This is a genomic window from Bacillus sp. URHA0034 (assembly GCF_056280405.1).
Genome location: NZ_JBWCDK010000002.1, coordinates 4,845,413 through 4,868,602, shown reverse-complemented (window position 1 = coordinate 4,868,602; position 23,190 = coordinate 4,845,413). Strand labels below are relative to the sequence as shown.

Here is a 23,190-nt window from a genome sequence, read left to right as displayed (position 1 = left end):
GCCCCTAATCTAATATATTTTCAAGTCCATAAACAAAAGTATTGTTCTTCATTACGGTTTCTACCGCAACTTTTACACCTGACATAAAAGACCCGCGGTTATAGGAGTCGTGACGAATCGTTAATGTCTGTCCGTCAGAACCAAATAAAACCTGTTGATGGGCAATTAGTCCTGGTAAACGAACAGAATGAATATGCATTCCATCGTATTCTCCGCCTCTTGCTCCTGTAATGGTTTCTTTTTCATTTGGATGTCCCTGTTTTTTAACTGCCCTTGCAGCTGAAATCATCTCTGCTGTTTTTACCGCGGTTCCTGATGGTGCATCAAGCTTCTGGTCATGATGCATCTCAATGATCTCCACATCTGCAAAGTATTTAGCTGCCATTTGTGAAAATTTCATCATTAATACGGCACCAATCGCAAAGTTTGGTGCAATGATACAGCCAAGTTCTTTTTCAACGCAAAGCCCCTCAAGCTCCTCTAAATCCTGTTTCGTGAATCCAGTGGTTCCAACAACAGGACGGACATTATGTTCAAGTGCCGTTTTTGCGTGGTACATGCCTACTTCCGGGGTCGTTAAGTCAATGAGTACATCTGCGTTACTATCTTGGAGACATTTTTCAATGTCTGAATAAACCGGTACATTAGGAATGGATTGAAATCCTTCCACATCACTCAACATCATTCCATCATTCCTATGGTCAACAGCGGCAACTAGTTCAAAGTTTCCTGTATTAGTAACTAACTTTACTGCTTCACTGCCCATCCGACCGCGCGGGCCTGCAATGATAATTTTAATCTTATTCATATCTTCACTCCACACCTTCTTGATCAAGTCTTGTCCAACGGTTTTTATCCCTGGTATTAAATTTATTCATCACATAATCATGAGCTTCTTCTAAATCAATGTTTAAAGAATTAGCTAAACAAATTATGACAAAAAGGAGATCCCCAAGCTCTTCTTCAATTGCTTTTTCCGTCTCCGTCGACTTTTTCGGTTTTTCTCCATAATAATGGTTAACTTCTCTTGCCAGTTCACCAAGCTCCTCTGTTAGTCTGGCCAGCATAGCGAGCGGACTAAAATATCCTTCTTTAAATTGACTTATGTATGTATCTACTTCCACTTGAAGCTCTTTCATCGTTTTCCCGTTAGTCATTTCACTCCACCTCATCTTCGTAAACGGGTTATTTGCTTGTTATTAATATTCCTTTTAATGTTAGCTAAATTACGCTTGATTTACAAATGTTTTCGCTTTAAATAAGCTGTTTTCCTCCTATACATTGCTCTTCATTACCTAATTGGTTATAATTAGAACCGCCATTATAGGGAAATAAGGAAGAGGCGAAATAAATTATGATTTTTGGTATGAAAATAAAAAATATACTTTTTATCCTCATTGGTTCCGCGATTATGTCATTTGGACTAGTGAATTTTAATATGCAAAATAAACTTGCTGAAGGTGGATTCACAGGAATTACACTACTCGTCTATTTCCTGTTTAAATGGGATCCCTCTTACACGAACTTAATCCTTAATATTCCTTTGTTTTTTATAGGATGGAAGCTATTGGGCCGGAACGCTTTTTTGTATACCATCGTTGGAACGGTTGGAGTTTCCATTTTTTTATGGATATTTCAGCGCAATACAATTGAAATGCCGCTAGAACACGATTTAACATTGGCTGCTTTATTTGCCGGAGCTTTTACCGGGATCGGGTTAGGTATTATTTTTCGATTTGGAGGTACAACCGGCGGGGTTGATATTATTGCAAGACTTGTCCAAAAATATGCAGGATGGAATATGGGAAAAACAATGTTTCTATTCGATGCCTGTGTAATCGGTATTTCATGGTTTACATACTTAAACTATAAACAAGCAATGTATACGTTAGTAGCTGTTTTTGTCGGTGCGAGAGTGATTGATATCATTCAAGAAGGAGCCTACTCGGCAAGAGGCGCAATGATTATATCGGATCTAAACCAACAAATAGCTGCGAAAATAATGGCCGAGATGGACCGCGGCGTAACCGCCCTTAGAGCATATGGCTCTTATACAAAAAATGAGCGTGAAGTACTCTATTGTGTTGTGGCCAAAAATGAAATAATCCGGCTGAAGAATTTAGTTACCTCAGTCGACCCACACGCCTTCGTCTCTATCTCTGTAGTCCATGATGTTCATGGAGAGGGTTTTACCCTTGACGAAAATAAAATGCCTATTGGAGAATAAAAAAAATGTCCCCACTTGTGAGGACATTTTTTTAATCGTCACTTCTATTCATTCCTGTAAAAATTAACACAAGTCTTAATAATTCTAATACAGCAACAGCAGCTGCAGCCACATACGTAAGTGCCGCGGCGTTTAGTACCTTCCTTGCTTCTCTCTGTTCGCGACTACCGATTAATCCAAGAGAAACAACCTGCTTCATGGCCCGGTTTGAGGCATTAAACTCAACCGGCAGAGTCACCAATTGAAAGAGAACAGCTGCAGCCATGAAAATAATACCAAGCAACAGTAAACCGCTTAAATGAGCAAAGATACCAATCATAATGAGAATCCATGAAGCATTTGAACCTAGGTTCGCAACGGGGACTAAGGCGTGACGGAAGCGAAGGAAAGCATACCTCTCTCCATCCTGAATGGCATGTCCACATTCATGGGCAGCAACTGCCGCTGCTGCAATCGAATTTCCATGGTAATTTTCAGGTGAAAGACGGACAGTTTTACTTCTGGGATCATAATGGTCGCTTAAAAACCCTCGACCTTCCTCCACTGCTACATTATATAGTCCATTTGCATTTAGGATTTCTCTGGCAACATCAGCCCCTCGTCGATAGGTTGATGTTGGTATCCGTGAAAACTTAGCAAAAGTATTTTTCACTCTCATTTGTGCCCATAAAGGAATTAAAATTATGATGGCAAAGTAAAGTAGATACATTGTGACCTCCAAATCAGCACGTGATGTTATTAGTATATGTCTAGCCGATTAGACCCGTCAATCCTTTAAGTCTCTGGAACGACCCTTCTTAAGTTCTTTATCTCCCTGGTACTTTCTCCAACCTACATAGGATAATGTCATGATAATAATACTTCCGGTAGAAATAATCACCCACCATAACGATGGATCTGCTTCATCCTCTTCCATATTGGCAAATAGATTTTTAAGGTCAGTGTCTAGCGCATCAAGTTCTTGCTGGCTTTTTACATCATTCACCACTTGTGATCGATATTCATTAATAAAGTCAATTCGTGCATCTAACCTTTGAATATTTTCCACAGGAACATCTATTTTCATACTTGGATAAATGACATTATATAGGGATAAGAAGGTGTTAAAATTGGAATGAAAATGGGCCGTATCACCCATTAGCGCTGCTTCTTTTGCCTGGTGAAAGGAAGTCATAATTTGATCTTCCATTTCTGTCCATAATGGCTGATGACTCGTTGCTAGTGCATCAATAACAAGGCGGAACTTTGTTAGCTTATTTAGTCTTTCTTCATATTTCATATTGGGACTAACTGCCGCTTCCATTGCCTCATCATGGGAGGTATTAACAATTCTAACCTCATCCATTGATAGCGGTTCTTTTGTCCCTTTAATGCTTGTAAACTGATCCGAAAAATAATCAAGCAATTTTTTTGCATCTTCATATCTTTGAAACTTCACCATTTGAAGAGCTTCATCTGAGATATCATCGAGCTTCTCCATTGGCGATTGCTGTTCGGCATAAACAGTTATGGGAGTAAGCATCATGATCATTACTAAAAAGGATAACCATCTGAATTTCAAACCTTGTCCCCCCTTTCGTTACTAATAAAATGTATGTAGGGTTGGACAAGGTTAGACCATCTTCAACTATTAATTTTTAGTTTAAATCGGCCGGGCCTCATTCCTAAATAATAGGCAATGCCTATGGAGATACATGAAAGCCAAAATGTAAAATAACCAATTTGCGGTATATATTTATCTAGCATTTGATAGCTTGGCATCATAAAGAAAACATAATCAATCACGTCATTGTGGAGTGTCCAAATCGCAGTCACAATTAAGTGCCATCCCTTGAAGCGATAGAATGGTGCATATAATATCCCTTGGACAGCCATCGCAAAATGAGAGAAAATTAGCATGTAGCCAACCCAGTCTAATTCCCCTTGGACCATGAAAACGAGTATATTCATCACTACAGCCCAGATACCGTATTTAAACAAGGTCACGATTGCGAGTGCTTCAATTAAAGGCCAATTTCTTTTCAGTAAAAACGCTAGCAGAACAAAGACAAAAAATAAGCTCGCTGTTGGACTATCAGGTACAAAGGCAAGAAACACAGGCGGCGTTTCTTTCAACTGCCAGCCATACCAGTAATATCCATAAATCGTTCCGGCAATGTTTACAAGCAGTAAAAGTTTCATTACCGACCGATTAGCCAGGAGAGGATAAATCCATCCCACAAATACTCCTCCTTTCAAGAAAAAAGCTGACGAATTTCCGTCAGCTTTTTAATAATTCGATTATTTTTTGCCAAGTCCTGAGATATACTCAGATAGCGTTTTAAGTTCAGCGTCGGTACCTTTAAAAACACCAGGAGGCATCTTTCCGCCTTTACCCTTTTTAGCAATCGTAGCGACTTCTTCTGCAGATAAGCCAGTTCCGATTAAAGTCGGAGCACCGGCACCACCTTGGAAGCTGTCACCATGACAAGTAATACAAGTATTTGCTTGAGCAATTTTATACCCCGCACTTGTCTTGTCAATTTCAACCTTGGCAACAATTTTGCCTTGTCGTTCTGCAGCGGCCCAGTCATGCGTTGCAACTGACTGCCATGTTAAAAACACAGTGGCTGCAAGTGCTAACAGCATAAATCCGGTTGCGAATGGACGCTTTCTTGGACGACGTTCTGGTCCTCGATCAAGGAACGGAGCGAGTAGTAACCCTCCAAAAGCCAAACCAGGCATAATCATTGCACCAATAACCGTATATGGACCAGATGCAAATGAGTATTTTAATAATTGATACAAGAATAAGAAATACCAGTCTGGTAATGGAATATATCCTGTATCGGTTGGATCTGCTATCCTTTCAAGTGGAGCCGGATGGGCTACTGTTAAACATAAATAGCCGACAAGGAATACTGCTCCAACCATCCATTCTTTTAGAAGAAAGTTAGGCCAGAACGCTTCTGTTTTACCAGGATATTCAGAGTAATCTTTCGGAAGTTTTGGCGTGCGCATTTCTGGTGCTAATACACGTGAATCACCGACAAACTTCATACCTTTACCGCGATGCATTGAGCAATCCCCTCCTTTTTTCTGTAATAACCTTTACATTGTCAGAAAAAAATGTTTTTTAAAGCGGTCCAGAGATACCTTGTCTACGAATCATGATAAAGTGTGCCGCCATTAATCCAAACAGCACAGCAGGTAAGAAGAATACATGAATCGCAAAGAATCGGGTTAATGTTTGGGCACCAACAATGTGTTCATGTCCGGCTAATAAAACTTTCACGTAAGAACCGATGAACGGTGTTGCCTCAGCAATTTGCAGACCTACTTTTGTAGCGAACAGCGCTTTCATATCCCATGGTAATAAATAACCAGTAAAACCTAAACCGAGCATGACGAAGAAAATTAGTACTCCGACAATCCAGTTTAATTCACGAGGTTTTTTATAAGCACCTTGGAAAAAGACACGCAGCGTATGTAAAAACATCATTACAAGTACTAAACTGGCTCCCCAGTGATGCATTCCACGTACGATTTGTCCAAATGCAACTTCATTTTGCAGATAATAAACCGATTCCCATGCATTCTTAATGTCCGGTACATAGTACATTGTTAAAAACATACCGGAAAGTATTTGAATAACAGTAACAAAGAATGTCAGACCGCCAAAGCAATAAACAAACGCTGAAAAATGATGCGCAGGGTTTACATGCTCAGGAACCTCATGGTCTGCGATATCGCGCCACAGCGGCGTAATATCTAAACGTTCATCTACCCAATCGTAAATTTTGTTTAACAATGATTACGCCTCCTTCCGTGGTTCAGCTTTTCCTAAGTATAGATAGCCGCCTTTTTCCTTGTATGGGTATTCATCAAGCGGGGCTAACGGCGGTGTACCCGGAATATTGGTTCCATCCTTCTCGTAGCGTCCATAGTGGCATGGGCAGAAGAATTGATTTGGATGATCCTTGTTCGTATTCCAGCCCACTGTACAGCCTAGGTGTTTACAAACTGGTGAAAGGGCCACAATTTTGTCCCCATCCTTATAAACCCAAGCAGTGTTCGTAACTTCTGACTCATACCATGCATCCTTTTGTTTAAAGGTAAAGTCTACACGGACTGGTTCATCGGTTAATTCAGAAACCTTTTGTTTGGTCGCGATGAAATTTCCGGCTGCTTCTCCTTTTAAAACAGGATCAACAGCAAATCTTACCATTGGCATTAACATACCAGCCGCCATAAATCCGCCTACACCAGTTAATGTGTAGTTTAAAAATTGACGTCGTGAAACGCGTTCTTTACTCAAGCTTATCCCCCCCTTGTTCATAAGTTTTTAGTCCAACGGACACAATTTAAACACATATAAAACTAGGACATAACAATGATATATCAATCTTAATGCAAGGTCAATATCATACTATTTTAAAAACATATAATATCGGTTGTTTTACCCGTTATTACTCCATTTCTGTGTGAAAATCGTTAATAGCTGCTTGACCTGACTTTCAACAAGCTCTATTTTTTGAGATTCACTCATGTTTCCAAGCGGCAGGGCCGGAAGCCAAATTAATGAGCCGCCTATTTTGTTTTCATATAGACGCAAATCCAACTCAGAAGTTATGTAAAAAATGTGTTTAAATTCACTTTGCAAAACGGTTTCTTCCCATTTTAATAATTCACTTATTACATTTTCCATATTGTTGCTTTTTAAATAGGTAAATGGAGGGAACATTAAGATTCTTCCAGTAAACTGCCTCTCGAGATAACCTGTCAAAAGCGATATGAATTCAAATGCCGCAGCTGACTGTTTCATCTCCTCTCCAAACGATAAAGAGTAAACTGGAATAACCGCGGTATCAACGTACTCCTTGGCGTTTAAATACGTTTCCACCTCATGAGGTATCCATTTCATTCATTACACCAACCTTTTTAATTCACTAGTATTATCATAACATTATCTCCCAAAAATATAAAAGATAAAGTAGAATATTTTGAAAGATTCTTCACAAGCGAATTAGAAGTAATAAAATTGAAAAAAGGAAGCCGGCTTAGCGCAGACTTCCCTTTTCCTGTGTTTGAGATAATTTATTTAATTTCTCGGTTAGCATTTGGAATAATTGCTGATCCTGATGATCGAGAGCTTCATCAATTAGCTCCATTAGTTTTTCCCGTTGAAAACGGTCAATGCTGTATTGCAATAATTGTTCGGCGACGATGCCATCCTTCTCGTTTACCTGTAAATGCTTGGGAACAAACGGATTTTCCTCCAAAACTGCCGCATACTGATGTGCCTGATTAGAGGCATGAAAATTTAACTGAATAAAAATATCCTCGTCTCGATTAAGGCGAATATCATGAAAGGATTTTTCAGCATCGGTTGTCATGACATTTTCCTTATAAAAGCGAAACGGAACTTTATCAACACAGTGTGTAGACATAATCAAACCGCGTGGACAATATTGTGCCTGCTCAACAAAATGTACCTTCTCCATTAATTGGTCGTGGCTCATAAGATAGTTTAAAATCCAAACACATTCTCTTCTTTTTAATTGATAATGATTCAAAAACCAGCGAATAAAGTCCTTCTTCTCGTTGACAGAAACAGGGGTTGTCATGAAAGTTTCCCTCCTCTGCATAATCAGCTTTTTTAGATGTTCATATCGGTAAGACGTTCAAGCAAATCCAGATACTCTTCGTTTGTTGGATCCCCCATTAACAGCTGTTTAAAAATTTCGGCGGCGCGTTCGTTTTTTCCTTCTTCTACAAGAAAATATCCATAATCCTGTAAAAATGCTTCATTATTCTTAAAAAAAGTATATGCAGCTTCATATTTGTCTAATGCGAGAGAATATTCTTCAAGTTTATCGTAGGCTGATGCTAAATCCCAAAGCAGCTGCGGTTCCTCATCACCATGAATATCTACCTGGGTGATCAATTCAATTACATCCTCGTACCTTTCCTGGCGGAAAAAAACCTTATTTAAAGTTATGGCAGCTTCCATAAATCCTGGGTCTAGTGCAAGAGCCTCTCGAAAATATTGCTCTGCTTCCACTTCATTGCCAAGCTTTAAACTGATTTTGCCTCCAAAGAAAAATAACTCTTTATTAAATTCATCTTGTTTAATGCCATCCATAATCGCTTGTAAACTATTTTCTAGTTCTTCTTCCCGCTCATATGCCTTAGCTAGATGCAGATAAAGGGAATGGTATTCGGGATCGAATTCTTTTAATTCATTGAACCTTTCAATTGCTGTCCGATTATATCCTGCTTGAAGTGCAGTAAATGCATAACCAAATAGAATATTAATCTCTATCCTTTCTTTCAATGCCTGATCATAAAAGGAGAGAGCCTCTTCAAAAGCTCCTGAGGCACTTAATAAATCAGCTAATCTTCCATGGATATTAACACCAGCAATTTCATCTTCTTCCCTTAAAACTCGCTCATATGCATTCTGGGCCTTAATAACTTCACCTTGCTCACTGTAGAGCTCCCCTAAGGCAAAATCAATAATAACCTCATCAGGCAGCAGCTCTTTTGCTTTTAATAACTTTCTTTCGCACACTTCATAAAGCCCTTGAGCTTGGTAAAGATCGGCCAATAATAATAGGGACTGTGGAAAATGGGCATCTTGTTCTGAAATCTTCTCTAAAACAAGAATTGCTTCCTCTTCTTCACCTGCTTCAACCAAAATTTCTCCCAGGAGGACAAGGAGCTCGCCTTCTTCAGGATAGATCTTTAGCAAACCTTCTATCAAAGCCTTTGCCTCTTCTAAAAAACCATAATGGTACAGTTCCTCTCCGAGAAGAAATTTTTCTTCCGGATTGCCGCTTTGTAATACATCATTATATTCATTTAATGCCTCTTTATGTTGGCCGTTTTCTAACATTTGAATAATTTTATTTACACGTTCCATTGGCTTATACCTCTACTTCCCAGAATTACAATGAAAAATAAGATGGGGTTCGCACCTTAACATATTCTCCACTTCCCCGGCTAAATAAAACTTTATTACCCGAGCGGATCACCTTTCCTTTGTGAACTGTTACAACAAGTCTATTACTATGATAATGAAATAAACTTTCTTCATCAACCTTCCTGATTTCTTTTTCCGTAAGATATAAATTATAGCTTAATTCCGTCCCCGTCATAAGGCTGCCTTTCTGCGGGTAAAGACCAATCTTATTAAGAATAGAAATTGGCAAGGGGTGATTTTCTTTTATTGGCTCGTACAGGGGGGGATTTTTTCTATTACCATCCTATCTTTCCATTTCGACAGAACCACCCTAGCTTCCTTCTTTTGTGAGGAAGAAATTACTGGAATTAATGGACTGTTAAAGGGAAACATTGCCTCCCTAACCCACCCCCACGGAATCGACTCTAATTCATCGAGTACTTTTAGTTCAACAAAAATGGCCGGAATTTTATATTTTTTACATTTCTCATAAATGAAGCGGTAATCAGCTTAGCGGAAATCTTAACCCCAATTATAAAATCGATTGGACTGCTGTTTAAGGCCGTCTTCAATTCGTTTATTTTGTTTAACAGCTCATTTTCGTATAAAAGGTCAGCATAGGTGAAAATGGTGGTACATCCTTTTAATAAAAAATGTTCGGATATATAGGACTTTAAAGCTTGAAAGGATTCTTTATAAGGTATCGATGAACTTAACAGGACATAAGAAGGGGTCATAAGATAGGGTTCTACATTCATTCTCATATACTGATCATGGGATGTACATTTTTTAACCATTGTTATTCGTTCATTAGTAATGAAAAGCGAAGATGTAGTTATCTGCTTGTCTTTAAGGATATTGGCATTTTCAATAATATACATCGTCCACCACCTTTTTTACTTTTCTTAAGACAAGCTATGCTTAAAACGAAAAAACTATGACTTTAAAACAGTGTGAAAATAGCAAAAAGCTGCACAATGGCAGCTTTATCGGATTAGAGTATTTAAATGTGTAAAAAAGTTCGGATAGGAAACAGAAATAGCCTCGGATTGTTCAAGGTCAACAGCATCCTCACATAGGAGGGCAGCAATGGCGAGCATCATACCAATACGATGATCCCCGTGACTGGAGACCTTTCCACCAGTTAATTTGGATTTCCCATGAATAATCATACCATCTTCAGTAGCTTCAATAACAGCACCCAATTTACTTAGCTCTTGAACGACTGTATCGATGCGATTTGTTTCTTTTACCTTTAATTCTTCGGCATCCTTGATGATGGTTGTCCCTTCTGCTTGTGTGGCAAGGAGAGCAATAATCGGAATTTCATCGATTAGTCTTGGAATTAAGCTTCCCTCTACTACAGTCCCTTTAAGATTTGAAGTTTTTATTATGAGATCCCCAGCCGGTTCAAAATCATTCGTTGCAGCTTGAACAATCTCTAAATTTGCTCCCATTTTCTGCATAACCTCAATAATTCCGGTCCTTGTAGGATTTAATCCTACATTTTTTAAGACAATTTCACTTCCAGGGAGAATGGCACCTGCAACAAGGAAAAAAGCTGCAGACGAAATATCACCGGGAACATGAATGGTTGATGCTGTCAGTTTTTGTCCACCTTTAACCTGAATAGTATGGTTATCTTTGGTTATTTCACCGCCAAATTGTCGGATCATTCTTTCTGTATGATCACGAGTCTCAGCAGGCTCAATAATGGTACTTACCCCATCCGCCTGTAAACCGGCAAGGATTAGTGCAGATTTCACCTGTGCGCTTGCTACAGGCAGTTCATATTGGACAGGCTGTAATTGCCCTCCACGGATAGAAATCGGAGTAAAGTCACCGTTTTTTCGGCCATCCAGTTTAGCACCCATTTGGGCTAATGGAACCGTTACCCTTGTCATTGGCCGTTTACCAATCGACGCATCGCCCACTAAAGATGAGAAAAATGGTCTGCCTGATAAGATTCCCATTAATAAACGGATCGTTGTTCCTGAATTCCCAACATCCAAAACCTCAGAGGGCTCTGTTAATCCCTCAAAGCCATTTCCATAAATTCGAAGTTCATCATCAGATTCCTCGATCCTTACGCCTAGCTTTCGAAAGCATGATATTGTACTTAAACAATCATCACCTGGTAAAAAGTTAGTTACCCTTGTTTCACCATGAGCGATGGAACCAAACATAACAGAGCGATGGGATATAGATTTATCTCCTGGGATTGTTACTTCACCAACTAAACGATTAATGTTGGTTTTAAGTTTTAATGTTTCCATCAAAAATCACCTTTTTTATATCAAAATTTTTGCACACAGGAGCAGATTTACTTTAGAGGTCAGGTTCCAACCGAAGTTGCGTAGGTGGAATAACTTCCTATACATCGCTCAGCTCTTTGACGATCTTCTTCTGTTTGAAAACTGATAACTAAAACTCCATTAATATCTTCGCGCGTTTCTAAAATGCGGATATTAGTTATGCTAATGCGTTCCTTTGCTAGATAACCTGTAATTTCTGAGACCACCCCAGGATAATCCGGAACATCTACATACAAATCATAGAATGAAGGGATAGCCCCTTTTTCCTTTTGGGGCAGCCCATCGCGGAACTGCTTTGCTTGACTAAAATAATTATAAATAGCAACGCTGTTTTCCTGTTCTAACAGTGATTTGACCTCATTCATTTCTGAAAGCCATTGATTAAGCAATTGTATTAAGATTTCACGGTTGTGAAGAAGAATATCTTTCCACATTTCAGGACTACTCGAAGCAATCCGCGTAATATCCCGAAATCCCCCAGCAGCAAGGCGGGGAATTAAACTTTCTGTTTCAGACAGCTTTTCGGTTTGCCGGACAATCGATGCAGCGATGATATGTGGAAAATGGCTGACGATACCGGTCAGATAATCATGTGTTTCAGGTGAGATCGTTAAGAATTTAGCATGAGTCCCGCTTAGCCACTCTTTTAGAGCTAATACCTTAGAGCTTTCAATTTGGTCTTCAGGTGTTAACAGATAAAAGGCATTTTCAAATAAAATTTCTTTTGCAGCTGATACTCCGCTTTTGTGTGAGCCAGCCATTGGATGACCACCAATAAAAGTAAATCCACGTTTGGTTAAACTTATACTGCTTTCAACAATTTTCCCCTTTGTACTGCCTGTGTCAGTCACGATTACTTGTGGATTAAGTGGAAGCTCAGAAAGCAGGTGAATGATTTCCTTTGTTTCATTAACTGGTGCAGCAATGATAATTAAATCAGCACCAATTGCTCCATCCTGAATAGTATCCGCTATTTCATCGATGACACCAAGCATACTAGCTAGCCTTGCCTGTTCGTAGTTAATATCGAATCCAACAATTTCTGAATCAAAATGTTCCTTTTTAATACATAACGCCAAGGATCCACCTATTAATCCTAAGCCTATGACAAAAACCCGGCCCTTCAATGTCCATCCCCCTATTTAGAGAAAACTGCTTTCTAGTTTACCCCAAGAAATTCGCTTAGTACATTTAAAACACCATCGTTTTGTTCTGCGGAGCCCACCGTTATTCTTACTGAAGTCGGGAAGCCGAGTGCTTTTCCGGAACGGACTATAAATCCTCTCTCTTGTAAATAATGGAAAACTTTATCTCCGTCTACTTTAAAGTCTATTAAGATAAAGTTGGTCTGAGTAGGATAATATTCTAGATTATGCTGCTCGCAAAATTTATAAAATTGTGCAATTCCCTGACGGTTCTTTTCTTTGCAATCTTCGACAAATTGCTGATCCTTAATTGCCGCACTTGCAGCTATCTGGCCTAGAGAATTAACATTAAATGGCTCTCTAGCAGGTTCTAAGGCCTTGATAATTGCTGGGTTAGCTACCCCATAACCAATCCTTAAGGCTGCTAAACCATAAATCTTTGAAAATGTTCTTAATACAATTAGGTTATCGAACTTACGGGTCAAACTAATAGAATTATAATAATCCTCGGCCACTACGTACTCATAATAAGCCTCGTCAAGGACCACAAGGATATGAGGCGGAACTTTTTCTAAAAATGGGACTAATTTATTCTCCGGTATATATGTTCCGGTCGGGTTATTAGGGCTGCAAACCCAAATCACATTTGTCTGTTCATCAATAGCCTCTAACATGGCATCTAAATCGTGTTCGCCATTGACGAGAGGAATTTCTTTGATTATGGCTCCTTCTATAACAGCATTGTGTTTATACTGTGAAAAGGTCGGATGGGCCATTACTGTGCTGGCATTTGGATGTAATAGCGCTCTTGAGATTATTTGTATTAAATTATCTGAGCCATTTCCTAAAATGAGCTCGTTCTCCTCAACTTCCAAAAAGGATGCAAGTGATTGTCGTAAATTAGTCGCATATCCATCAGGGTATATAGCAAGGCCCGTTGGATTTGAATTTAGTGCTGAATGTACTAACTCTGAACACCCAAAAGGATTTTCATTGGAGGCTAGTTTTATAATCTTTTCAAGATTAAATTGTTTCTTAACAGCATCAATTGACTTTCCTGGTTGATATGGAGTCAACGTCAATAACTGTTCTTTCCATCTCATTTTCTACACCCCGTTGCTTTAAAAAATTTGAAATCTTATAATGGCACGCTGTTGTTTAAATCAGGTCTTAACACTTGCGCACCATTTAGATAAACATGGACAATATTTTCCTGTGTAACACTTGTATTGATGTGCATCATTACTCTAACACACATCTTCAAAGAGTTAGGAACAGGCATTTCCCGCATACACATTACTGGTACATAGGTCCAGCCTGGGATTTTCCGCAATGCCTTAGCCGGAAACGCTGCATCAACATCTTCTGTTGTTGAAATTAACACGGAGGCGACGGAATCAGGCTGAATTTGATTTACTTCAATTAATTTAGCAAAAAGTTCCTCAGTCGCTGCAATAATAGCTTCTTCAGAATTTGCAGTAACCGTCGTGGCTCCCCTCACACCTCTGATCATAAAACATTCTCCCTTATATTAAAATCTTGTCAACTCTTGCCATAATACCTCTTCTGACACTTCCTGAAGTAAAGGATGCCCCACTTGTTCAAGTAAAACAAAATGAATCGCATCACCTACAGATTTCTTATCCTGTCTCATTTTCGCTATCAAGCTTTCAAAGGATAATTGTTTAGGTACTGCTGTTTCATAGCCTAATTCTGTAACCCAGTCAGTGAATTCACTTATATTAAACGATAAACCTAATAAAGTTTTACTTAATTTTAAGGCAAATATCGTCCCAATCATTACTGCTTCACCATGGGTGAAATTTCCATAACCCATTTCTGCTTCGATAGCATGTCCAAGGGTATGACCTAAATTTAAAAAAGCACGGATTCCTGTTTCTTTTTCATCCTGCGATACGAACTTGTTTTTAATCTTTATTCCTTGGACAAGAGAAGAGGATAATTGTTCTTTTGATATCGTATTTAAATTATGAATATTTAACCTTAACCAATCATAAAAATGAGGATCCGCTATAAGGGCATGTTTAATAACCTCCGCAAACCCAGATCGAATTTCATGAATGGGAAGCGTATTTAATAATTCTAAATCATAAAATACTGCTTCCGGTTGATAAAAAGCTCCAATCATATTTTTCCCAAGCGGATGATTGATCGCAACTTTGCCGCCAACGGCACTATCATGTGCAAGAATGGTGGTAGGCACTTGAATAAAAGGAATACCACGCATGAAGGAAGCTGCAACAAATCCGGTTAAATCTCCAACCGCTCCTCCTCCAAAGGAGAGAACAACCGATTTGCGGTCTAAATGACTGGCTAGAGCGGTTGTCAGGGCATCATAATATACCTCAAAGGTTTTTGCTTTTTCACCTGCTGGTGCAGTAAAAATGATAGGTTCCCAAGGTTTCAGCACTTGAAGTAATGTTTCAAGATGAAGCTTTGCAACTGTTTCATCCGTAATAATTAGTATTCTTGTAAGACTAGGGAAATGGTTTTTCAGGAATACAGGAAGTTCATTTCTACACCCTTCTCCCACAAATACAGGATATTCCTTGGATTCTGTTTGAATTTGAATCGTCTCCATTAAAACTCCCTCGCATATTCACGATGTCTATTAATTTCGTCGACAAGGGTATCAAAACGGTCACTATTAAACTGTTCAATCAGTGCATTGGCAAGTTCCCATGCTACTACCTGCTCGGCAACAACAGCCGCAGCTGGTACAGCGCAACTATCAGACCGCTCAACACTGGCTGCAAATGGCTCCTTTGTTTCAATATCGACGCTCATCAATGGTTTATAAAGAGTTGGAATTGGTTTCATTACCCCTCTCACTACAAGTGGCATTCCGGTCGTCATACCGCCTTCCATCCCCCCAAGACGATTGGTCTTACGATAATAGCCTGTTTCTTCATGCCATGCTATTTCATCATGGACCTGACTTCCAGGCAATCTTGCCGCTTCGAAACCAATTCCTATTTCAACGCCTTTAAAGGCGTTAATACTCATAATTGCGGCTGCTAATTTCCCGTCCAATTTTCGATCATAATGAACATAACTACCAATACCTGCAGGCATCCCTGTTGCGATTACCTCGACGACCCCGCCGATGGAATCTCCATTTTGCTTTGCTTCGTCAATAGCTGACATCATCGCTTGCTCAACTGTAGGATCTGCCACGCGAACTGAAGATAATTCTGTTACTTCTTTTATTGTTTCTATCGAAAGATTAGGGTCTACGGATGCTTTCACTCCTCCGATTTCGACAACATGTCCTACAATCTCTACACCAAGTAGTGATAATAGTTTCTTCGCGACTGCACCAGCTGCAACTCTAACCGTTGTTTCCCGTGCTGAAGAACGCTCTAAAACATTTCTCATATCGCGGTGGCCGTATTTAATGGCCCCATTTAAATCCGCGTGACCAGGCCGTGCCCTTGTTACCTTCCGCTTCACTTCATCCTCTTGGCCTTCCTCTAGAGCCTCAATACCCATAATCTTAGTCCAATGCTTCCAATCATTGTTTTTTACCACAAGTGCAATCGGTGAACCAAGGGTTTGTCCGTGACGAACTCCTGAAACAATTTCTGCAGTATCCTTTTCGATTTGCATGCGTCTTCCACGGCCATAGCCTTTTTGCCGCCTAGCTAATTCATTATTTATATCTGAGGCATCAATCGGCATGCCCGCCGGTAAGCCCTCTAAAATTGTCGTTAACTGCGGTCCATGGGATTCTCCTGCTGTTAAATATCTCATCCCCATCGCTCTTTCCCCCTTCAACTCATTAAAGAATTATTTATCAATATAACATATTGAGCAAAATAAACATAGAATAATTATTCAGAAAATAAGGATAAATTTCTTGTAATCGGATACAAAAAAAGGCACTCGTATATTATTATACAAGTGCCTTTCTAGTTAGATTAGTAAATCCACTCGTTCACTAGCTTAGAATAATCAACTACATCAGTTTCTTTAAAGAATAACCCAATTTCACGCACCGCACTAGCCGGAGAATCAGAGCCGTGAATAACATTTTTCCCCACAGTAAGGCCAAAATCACCGCGGATCGTTCCTGGGGCCGCGTCCTTAGGATTAGTAGAACCCATCATTTGACGAGCTGTTGCAATCACATTTTCACCCTGCCAAACCATCGCAAAAACAGGTCCTGAAGTGATGAAATCAACTAATTCCCCGAAGAATGGACGCTCCTTATGTTCCCCATAATGTTCTTCAGCAAGCTCATTTGGAATACTCATTAATTTTGCCCCGACTAATTGGAAGCCTTTCTTCTCAAAGCGAGCTACAATTTCCCCGATAAGGTTACGCTGAACACCATCAGGCTTGACCATCAAAAATGTCTTTTCCATGAATCCCACTCCCAAAAAAATATTATGTATATTGATTGTTGGTTATGAACAATCCATGAAAATGTTATCATTTTTTTGAATATTTAGCAAGCTGATGTCGGCAGAGTAATTAAAACTTTCGTCTGCCTATATATTTAGCAATATCCCTTAGTGTCTTTTTGGCTTTATTTTCTGGTAATTCCTCTAAAACCGTTAATGCTTTATCCAAGTAGTGATCACTTAAAGCAAAGGATTTTTCAATCGCACCTGATTGTTTAATTAGGGAAATGATTCGTCCGATTTCATTAGGTTCCATATTTTCATAAACCTTTTCAATTTCACTAAGTATTGCAGGATTGTTCATGGCAAATAGGGCAGGGGCAGTAATGTTTCCTTGGAGCAGATCGCTGCCGGCCGGCTTTCCCAGTTCCTTTTCAGTTGAGGTAAAATCCAAAATATCATCAATAATCTGATAGGACATTCCAACATAATAACCAAATCGGAATAGTTTTTTATGGTGATATTCCTCTACACCTGCAGCAACTGCTCCTAATTGGCAGCTTACTGCAATTAACAAGGCGGTCTTCCTTTTAATTCTTCTAAGATAATCCTTCAGGTTTTGATTAAAACGGTATTTATCTTTTATTTGTTGAATTTCCCCGACCGTTACTTCGACAATGGTGTTGGCCAAAATTTTATGAGCTTCAGAGCTTTTAATATTTGTCATCAATTCAAGGGCAAGAGCAAATACAAAGTCTCCTGTGTACATGGCTATTTTGTTATCCCATTTGGATTTGACAGTAGGCTGCCCTCTGCGCAGATCGGCATCGTCGATTACATCATCATGAACGAGCGAGGCCATATGAATTAATTCTAATGCCACAGCTACATTCTTCAGGACATGGATATCGTAATGACCAAATTTACCTGCAAGCAAAACAAAAACAGGACGAATTCGTTTCCCTCCGGCTTGTAGTGTATGCATAGAAGCTTGTTTCAAAAGAAGAGACTCCGGTTGGATCGTCTCTTCAAGTTCTTTTTCTATTATGTTAATATCCGAATTCAAAAATGAATACATCATTTTTAATTTCATTTGTATTCACCCTGCTTTTCATCCTGTCTTCATTTTTGACGAATTAATGTTTTTTACCGATATGAACAGCGGCAGCACCGCCACTATACGGTTTATATTTCACTTCTTTAAACCCTGCTGTTTCAAATAATCTGGCAAGCTCTCTCATTCCAGGAAAATCACGGGCAGATTCATGGAGCCAGGCATACTCCCGATAGCTTTTGGCCAGCATTTTGCCAAACAGCGGCATAATAAAACGAAAGTAAAAATAATAAAGCTGTTTATAGCCAATTAAGATAGGCTGTGACGTCTCGAGGCATACTGCTATCCCGCCTGGTTTTAGCACCCGATGCATTTCCTTTAATACCTGCAGGTAATCAGGGACATTCCTTAAGCCAAAGCCGATTGTAACATAATCAAAGCTGTTATCAGGGAATGGAAGTTCCATTGCATTTCCATGTATTAATGACACCTGGTCAAGCCCTAGTTCCTTAACTTTTTCAATCCCTACATTCAACATGTTTTGGCTAAAATCGAGGCCTGTAACCTTTCCGGTTGGGCCAACTGCTTCCGCTAAGGCAATGGTCCAATCAGCCGTTCCACAGCAGACATCGAGAGCTCTTGAACCAGGTTGAACATCCATTCTTCTCATGGTATCCTTCCGCCACTTGATGTGTTGCTGAAAACTAATAACCGAATTCATTTTATCATAGTTATCGGATATCTTTTCAAACACATTGTGAACGCGCTGTTCTTTCGATTGCTGCATGTTTTACCCTTCTTCCACAAAAGTTTTTGCATATGGCTGGTACTGACCCAATAATACTGTGACTTTTTTTGCAAGGAAGTCATTTATGTATGGAAGTTGTTTTTCTACTGCATGCTTGGAACGTTCTAAATATTCGTCACAAGCCAGTATTAAACGCTGTTGTTGTTCTACTGTTAAATCATCAAATTTTGCTCCAGAGAAAAGGAGTTGCTTCAATGATTGAAATAAAAAAGAACATCCTGATTGAAAATATTGGTTTCTCTCATTTAATAACCTTTTAAATAAAAACAACTCACTAAGAAATTCATTCCAAATCTCTACTTTAAAATAATCAGCCACCTTAGTCAGCAAAGAACTTTCGATTTTTCTAAGACTACTCATCAGGCTCTCTATTCCATCCAAGTCATTTTTGTATACAAGAATCTTATTTTCGTTCACTTCTTTTACCCCTGCAGATAGAGATTTTATCATGTTAATATCCTCTGCATCTGCAAGAAGTTTATAGTATAATCCGCTAAAATAGTCTCCAGCAAGTACTGTAAGCTGCCGTTTTTTCTCATCTATGGCAGTACTTGATATATAATCATGGGTGTCAAGGGCAATTTGAATTAGCATGGTTGACAAAGTATAGTTTTGAATCTGATTAAAAGACAGTTCTAGTGGTTCCATAAAAGAGACGAGGACTAACAACTTTTCCTCATCAATTTTTGGGGTTTCTATATATTCAAGCAAGTAGGAATCAAAAACCCTCTTTTCGACCTGCTCTTTAATCGTTGTATATTTTTGTCGAATGTCATGCACTGTCATCACCCTTGCTTCCCCGATGTAATCACTTTATGTATTAATATTGTCTATTTGCACGAAAATTTCATGCCCACTTAAAAGAAAATTTACTTGTCTTCTTAATAAAATAAGGCAGACACAATTATAACATAAAAGGTCTGATGTGGGCAGAAATTCACAAAATAATCACTTACCATTCTATGTTCAGCGTTATTTCTTCATTTCACTCTCAACTTCACCGAACTGAGTGAGAATTTTAGCGTTACCACGAATTTTAATCGCAGAGGTATGCTCAGTAAATTGAGCAATAAGAACTTCCCCTTTATCAAGCTTTTCCGAATGATGGAATCTAGTGTCAGAACCCCTTGTTAACCCGATCACACTGACGCCATCATCTTCTGCTTTAATCACAACATATTCACTATTTTGTGGATTACGCTTTTCCAATTTGATCACTCCATATGTCAAGAAATAATTACTCAATATTTAATCAATGATAGGACCTCTGAACGTGCCACTGCATCCTCTGCAAGAACTCCTCTAACCGCTGTTGTAACCGTTTTGGAGCCAGGCTTTTTTACACCACGCATCGTCATACACATATGCTCAGCTTCCACAACAACCATTACACCATGAGGATCAAGCTTTTCCATCATACTATCTGCTATAGTGGATGTAATCCGTTCCTGCAGCTGTGGCCTTTTAGCAACAGCTTCCACGGCACGCGCTAATTTACTTAGTCCTGTAACACGGCCATTTTGTGGAATATAAGCAACATGAGCTTTACCAAAAAAAGGGACTAAATGATGTTCACACATTGAGTAGAATGGTATATCTTTCACTAAAACAAGTTCTTCGTGATCTTCACTAAAAATGGTTTCAAAGTGCTGCTTTGGATCTTCATTTAATCCGCTGAATACTTCTTCATACATTTTGGCTACTCTCTTTGGTGTATCAAGAAGTCCTTCACGATTTGGGTCTTCACCAATTGCCTCTAATATTAAACGTACCGCCTCTTCTAGTTGGGCACGATTGATTTCCGACATACTGATTTCCTCCTAAAGTATATCTTTTAAGTATAAACAACAACTACATATTAGCACAATCATTTCCCTGCAAGCAAAAAAATAGCTACTTACCCATATGTTTATCTTTAATATAGAAAAAAGGCCATGGAGTGACCCATGACCTTTTTGCCTAAGCTTCCGCTTTAAGCAATCATTTATGTAATTACTTAACTGCATCTTTAAGCGCTTTACCTGGTTTGAAAGCTGGTACCTTGCTAGCAGCGATTTCGATTTCATCACCTGTTTGTGGGTTACGGCCTTTACGGGCAGCACGCTCACGTACTTCAAAGTTACCAAAACCAATTAGTTGTACCTTATCACCATTCTTTAAAGCATCTAAAATCGCATCAAAAACAGCATCAACTGCTTTTGTAGCGTCCTTTTTTGAAAGCTCGCTAGCTTCAGCAACTGCATTAATAAGTTCTGTCTTGTTCATGCCATTCACCTCCTCCCAAAGAAATTATCAAGATTAGTAAATAAGATTACTTATCTACATTTCTAAACAATTTTTCTAATTTCTATACGTCATAGCAAGGTTTTATTACCAAAAGTAATCCATTTTGACTACTTTAGTGACCTAAATCTATTTTTTTAATAAAAACCCAATGAAATAAAGGGTTCAAGCACTATAACGTAATTCTGTTAAAAGATTATCATAATCATTTCCGCATATCAAGAAGATTTCATGAAATTATGGTAATCTTTTCTTTTGTTTATCAAGATTCTCCTATATTTGACCTATTTTTGGTCATAATTAGGTGAAATAAAAAAAGGACTCCAAAATGGAGCCCAAAAATTAGAGGATTATCGCGATTAATCCGCCGGAACCTTCGTTAATAATTCTTTCTAATGTTTCTTTTAATTTATATCTGGCATTCTCTGGCATTAAAGATAGTTTACCTTGAATCCCCTCTCGAACAATAGAACTCAAAGACCGGCCAAAAATATCTGAATTCCAAATCGATAATGGATCATCCTCGAAGTCCTGCATTAAATAACGGACTAACTCTTCACTTTGTTTTTCAGTACCAATAATCGGAGCAAATTCTGATTCTACATCGACTTTAATCATATGAATCGATGGAGCTACCGCTCTAAGTCTTACACCGAATCTAGCACCCTGACGGATGATTTCTGGTTCTTCAAGACTCATATCAGAAAGTGATGGTGAGGCAATCCCATAACCTGTTTGTTTAACCATTTTTATTGCATCGGCAATATGGTCATATTCTGCTTTCGCATGGGCAAAATCCTGCATTAATTCTAGAAGATGATCTTTACCTCTGATTTCCACTCCGACAATTTCTTTTAAAATATCATCATATAACTCATCAGGAGCGATTAAGTCGATTTCAGCAACACCAGAACCCATCTCAATACCGGCGAGTCCCGCTTTATCAATGAATTCAAAGTCACTAAACTGCTGCACAACTCGATCCACATCTCGTAATCTCTTGATATCTTTAACTGTTTCTTTCACAGCATCTTGATAGCTTTCACGCAGCCAATGGTTCTCTCTGAGTACCATAACCCAGCTTGGCAGGTTTACATTGACTTCAAGTACCGGGAACTCGTAAAGTGCCTCGCGAAGGACATTGTAGACATCACTGTCACGCATGCTTTCTACACTCATTGCAATAACAGGAATATCATATTTCTCAGCTAAGCTTGATCTTAATGTTTCTGTGCTAGGGTGGTATGGCTGAGCGCTATTGACCACCATAATAAATGGTTTGCCCACTTCCTTCAATTCGTTTATGACTCTTTCTTCTGCTTCGATATAGTTACTTCGAGGGATTTCACCAATTGTTCCATCCGTTGTAACTACAACCCCAATTGTTGAATGTTCCTGGATTACTTTTCTTGTGCCAATTTCTGCGGCTTCATGGAAGGGAATAGGTTCCTCATACCATGGCGTATTAATCATCCTAGGTCCATTTTCATCTTCATATCCCTTAGCACCTGGTACTGTGTATCCCACACAATCCACAAGCCTGATATTAACATTAAGTCCCTCATCAACATGTACAGTAGCCGCCTGATTGGGGACAAATTTCGGTTCAGTTGTCATGATCGTTTTACCGGCTGCACTTTGTGGTAGCTCATCCTGTGCGCGAGATCTTTCCGCTTCACTGTTTATATTGGGTAAGACAACAAGCTCCATGAACTTTTTAATAAATGTTGATTTACCTGTTCGTACTGCTCCGACTACTCCTAGATAAATATCGCCGCCTGTTCTTTCAGCAATATCTTTAAAAATATCAACCTTTTCCAAGTGATCCCCTCCCGATCATAGAGTAAAGTGGGATAATATCATCCATTTTAGGTATTTTTGGACAGTATATATTTATGACGTTGTCCTATCTTGTTATGACACTTTTCTAAAATTTTTTACCCCCTTGTTAAAATTTCACACGATGTGCTGATATCTGTTTTTCTCTGAACATTTGGTTGTATGGAGGGTTTCTAACTATGGTTAACGGATACGGCAAGAAAATTTGA

27 protein-coding genes are annotated in these 23,190 nt (G+C 39.0%); 1 reads left to right on the top strand and 26 read right to left on the bottom strand.

From position 1 onward, the window contains the following. Window positions 1-4: 4 nt before the first annotated feature. Together dapB and ACZ9EE_RS25535 are read right to left on the bottom strand one after the other, a co-directional pair. Window positions 5-808 carry a 4-hydroxy-tetrahydrodipicolinate reductase gene (dapB, locus tag ACZ9EE_RS25540; RefSeq protein WP_476031420.1) on the bottom strand — a complete coding sequence of 268 codons (804 nt, stop codon included), beginning with the start codon at window positions 806-808 and terminating at the stop codon, window positions 5-7. Window positions 809-812: 4 nt separating this feature from the next. Continuing rightward, entirely contained in the window at window positions 813-1,157 is a 345-nt protein-coding gene (locus ACZ9EE_RS25535) for a nucleotide pyrophosphohydrolase (RefSeq protein WP_476031419.1), read from the bottom strand. 197 nt (window positions 1,158-1,354) lie between these two features. On the opposite strand from ACZ9EE_RS25535, the gene ACZ9EE_RS25530 reads away from it, so the two are divergent. Continuing rightward, the gene (locus tag ACZ9EE_RS25530) at window positions 1,355-2,227 is read left to right on the top strand and encodes a YitT family protein (RefSeq protein ID WP_476031418.1); all 873 of its coding nucleotides are present in this window, start codon (window positions 1,355-1,357) and stop codon (window positions 2,225-2,227) included. A gap of 31 nt (window positions 2,228-2,258) precedes the next feature. Here the strand turns inward: ACZ9EE_RS25530 and ACZ9EE_RS25525 are convergent, their stop codons facing one another. From ACZ9EE_RS25525 to spoIVA, 24 genes are all read right to left on the bottom strand, one after another. Further along, entirely contained in the window at window positions 2,259-2,936 is a 678-nt protein-coding gene (locus tag ACZ9EE_RS25525; protein ID WP_476031417.1) for a zinc metallopeptidase, read from the bottom strand. Between the two features lie 57 nt (window positions 2,937-2,993). Continuing rightward, window positions 2,994-3,788 carry a sporulation protein YpjB gene (gene ypjB / locus ACZ9EE_RS25520; protein WP_476031416.1) on the bottom strand — a complete coding sequence of 265 codons (795 nt, stop codon included), beginning with the start codon at window positions 3,786-3,788 and terminating at the stop codon, window positions 2,994-2,996. Between the two features lie 62 nt (window positions 3,789-3,850). Next, the gene (gene lhaT, locus ACZ9EE_RS25515) at window positions 3,851-4,447 is read right to left on the bottom strand and encodes a lipoprotein heptaprenylglyceryl N-acetyltransferase LhaT (RefSeq protein ID WP_476031415.1); all 597 of its coding nucleotides are present in this window, start codon (window positions 4,445-4,447) and stop codon (window positions 3,851-3,853) included. 60 nt (window positions 4,448-4,507) lie between these two features. Further along, the gene (locus ACZ9EE_RS25510) at window positions 4,508-5,284 is read right to left on the bottom strand and encodes a c-type cytochrome (RefSeq protein ID WP_476031414.1); all 777 of its coding nucleotides are present in this window, start codon (window positions 5,282-5,284) and stop codon (window positions 4,508-4,510) included. A gap of 58 nt (window positions 5,285-5,342) precedes the next feature. Continuing rightward, the gene (gene qcrB / locus ACZ9EE_RS25505; RefSeq protein ID WP_098530418.1) at window positions 5,343-6,017 is read right to left on the bottom strand and encodes a menaquinol-cytochrome c reductase cytochrome b subunit; all 675 of its coding nucleotides are present in this window, start codon (window positions 6,015-6,017) and stop codon (window positions 5,343-5,345) included. Between the two features lie 3 nt (window positions 6,018-6,020). After that, window positions 6,021-6,545: a QcrA and Rieske domain-containing protein gene (locus ACZ9EE_RS25500; protein WP_335498084.1), complete on the bottom strand. Its 525-nt coding sequence runs from the start codon at window positions 6,543-6,545 to the stop codon at window positions 6,021-6,023. Window positions 6,546-6,665: 120 nt separating this feature from the next. Continuing rightward, window positions 6,666-7,130 carry a YpiF family protein gene (locus ACZ9EE_RS25495; protein WP_476031413.1) on the bottom strand — a complete coding sequence of 155 codons (465 nt, stop codon included), beginning with the start codon at window positions 7,128-7,130 and terminating at the stop codon, window positions 6,666-6,668. 136 nt (window positions 7,131-7,266) lie between these two features. Continuing rightward, complete coding sequence (locus ACZ9EE_RS25490) at window positions 7,267-7,833, bottom strand: ReoY family proteolytic degradation factor (RefSeq protein WP_476031412.1); 567 nt, start codon at window positions 7,831-7,833, stop codon at window positions 7,267-7,269. Window positions 7,834-7,865: 32 nt separating this feature from the next. After that, complete coding sequence (locus ACZ9EE_RS25485; protein WP_476031411.1) at window positions 7,866-9,131, bottom strand: tetratricopeptide repeat protein; 1,266 nt, start codon at window positions 9,129-9,131, stop codon at window positions 7,866-7,868. Between the two features lie 482 nt (window positions 9,132-9,613). Next, window positions 9,614-10,051 carry a hypothetical protein gene (locus ACZ9EE_RS25480; protein ID WP_476031410.1) on the bottom strand — a complete coding sequence of 146 codons (438 nt, stop codon included), beginning with the start codon at window positions 10,049-10,051 and terminating at the stop codon, window positions 9,614-9,616. 105 nt (window positions 10,052-10,156) lie between these two features. Continuing rightward, the gene (aroA, locus tag ACZ9EE_RS25475) at window positions 10,157-11,446 is read right to left on the bottom strand and encodes a 3-phosphoshikimate 1-carboxyvinyltransferase (RefSeq protein ID WP_476031409.1); all 1,290 of its coding nucleotides are present in this window, start codon (window positions 11,444-11,446) and stop codon (window positions 10,157-10,159) included. 59 nt (window positions 11,447-11,505) lie between these two features. Continuing rightward, on the bottom strand, window positions 11,506-12,612 hold the full coding sequence (locus ACZ9EE_RS25470; RefSeq protein WP_476031408.1) for a prephenate dehydrogenase: 1,107 nt from the start codon (window positions 12,610-12,612) through the stop codon (window positions 11,506-11,508). A 32-nt stretch (window positions 12,613-12,644) separates the two neighbouring features. Continuing rightward, window positions 12,645-13,733 carry a histidinol-phosphate transaminase gene (gene hisC, locus ACZ9EE_RS25465; RefSeq protein WP_476031407.1) on the bottom strand — a complete coding sequence of 363 codons (1,089 nt, stop codon included), beginning with the start codon at window positions 13,731-13,733 and terminating at the stop codon, window positions 12,645-12,647. 35 nt (window positions 13,734-13,768) lie between these two features. Beyond that, the gene (gene aroH, locus ACZ9EE_RS25460) at window positions 13,769-14,143 is read right to left on the bottom strand and encodes a chorismate mutase (RefSeq protein WP_476031406.1); all 375 of its coding nucleotides are present in this window, start codon (window positions 14,141-14,143) and stop codon (window positions 13,769-13,771) included. A gap of 18 nt (window positions 14,144-14,161) precedes the next feature. Beyond that, entirely contained in the window at window positions 14,162-15,232 is a 1,071-nt protein-coding gene (gene aroB, locus ACZ9EE_RS25455) for a 3-dehydroquinate synthase (RefSeq protein ID WP_476031405.1), read from the bottom strand. Then, window positions 15,232-16,404 (bottom strand): chorismate synthase, encoded by a 1,173-nt coding sequence (gene aroC / locus ACZ9EE_RS25450; protein WP_476033093.1) that lies wholly within the window; start codon window positions 16,402-16,404, stop codon window positions 15,232-15,234. The genes aroB and aroC overlap by 1 nt, the downstream gene beginning before the upstream one ends. A gap of 167 nt (window positions 16,405-16,571) precedes the next feature. Then, window positions 16,572-17,018: a nucleoside-diphosphate kinase gene (gene ndk, locus ACZ9EE_RS25445; protein ID WP_476031404.1), complete on the bottom strand. Its 447-nt coding sequence runs from the start codon at window positions 17,016-17,018 to the stop codon at window positions 16,572-16,574. Window positions 17,019-17,127: 109 nt separating this feature from the next. Beyond that, window positions 17,128-18,090 (bottom strand): heptaprenyl diphosphate synthase component II, encoded by a 963-nt coding sequence (gene hepT / locus ACZ9EE_RS25440; RefSeq protein WP_476031403.1) that lies wholly within the window; start codon window positions 18,088-18,090, stop codon window positions 17,128-17,130. A 43-nt stretch (window positions 18,091-18,133) separates the two neighbouring features. After that, on the bottom strand, window positions 18,134-18,838 hold the full coding sequence (locus ACZ9EE_RS25435) for a demethylmenaquinone methyltransferase (RefSeq protein WP_476031402.1): 705 nt from the start codon (window positions 18,836-18,838) through the stop codon (window positions 18,134-18,136). A gap of 3 nt (window positions 18,839-18,841) precedes the next feature. Next, window positions 18,842-19,645 (bottom strand): heptaprenyl diphosphate synthase component 1, encoded by an 804-nt coding sequence (locus ACZ9EE_RS25430; protein WP_476031401.1) that lies wholly within the window; start codon window positions 19,643-19,645, stop codon window positions 18,842-18,844. 186 nt (window positions 19,646-19,831) lie between these two features. After that, on the bottom strand, window positions 19,832-20,068 hold the full coding sequence (gene mtrB / locus ACZ9EE_RS25425) for a trp RNA-binding attenuation protein MtrB (protein ID WP_476031400.1): 237 nt from the start codon (window positions 20,066-20,068) through the stop codon (window positions 19,832-19,834). A gap of 32 nt (window positions 20,069-20,100) precedes the next feature. Beyond that, window positions 20,101-20,667 (bottom strand): GTP cyclohydrolase I FolE, encoded by a 567-nt coding sequence (gene folE / locus ACZ9EE_RS25420; protein WP_476031399.1) that lies wholly within the window; start codon window positions 20,665-20,667, stop codon window positions 20,101-20,103. Between the two features lie 184 nt (window positions 20,668-20,851). Further along, on the bottom strand, window positions 20,852-21,124 hold the full coding sequence (locus ACZ9EE_RS25415) for an HU family DNA-binding protein (RefSeq protein WP_007084878.1): 273 nt from the start codon (window positions 21,122-21,124) through the stop codon (window positions 20,852-20,854). 360 nt (window positions 21,125-21,484) lie between these two features. Then, complete coding sequence (gene spoIVA / locus ACZ9EE_RS25410) at window positions 21,485-22,963, bottom strand: stage IV sporulation protein A (RefSeq protein ID WP_476031398.1); 1,479 nt, start codon at window positions 22,961-22,963, stop codon at window positions 21,485-21,487. Window positions 22,964-23,190 lie beyond the last annotated feature (227 nt).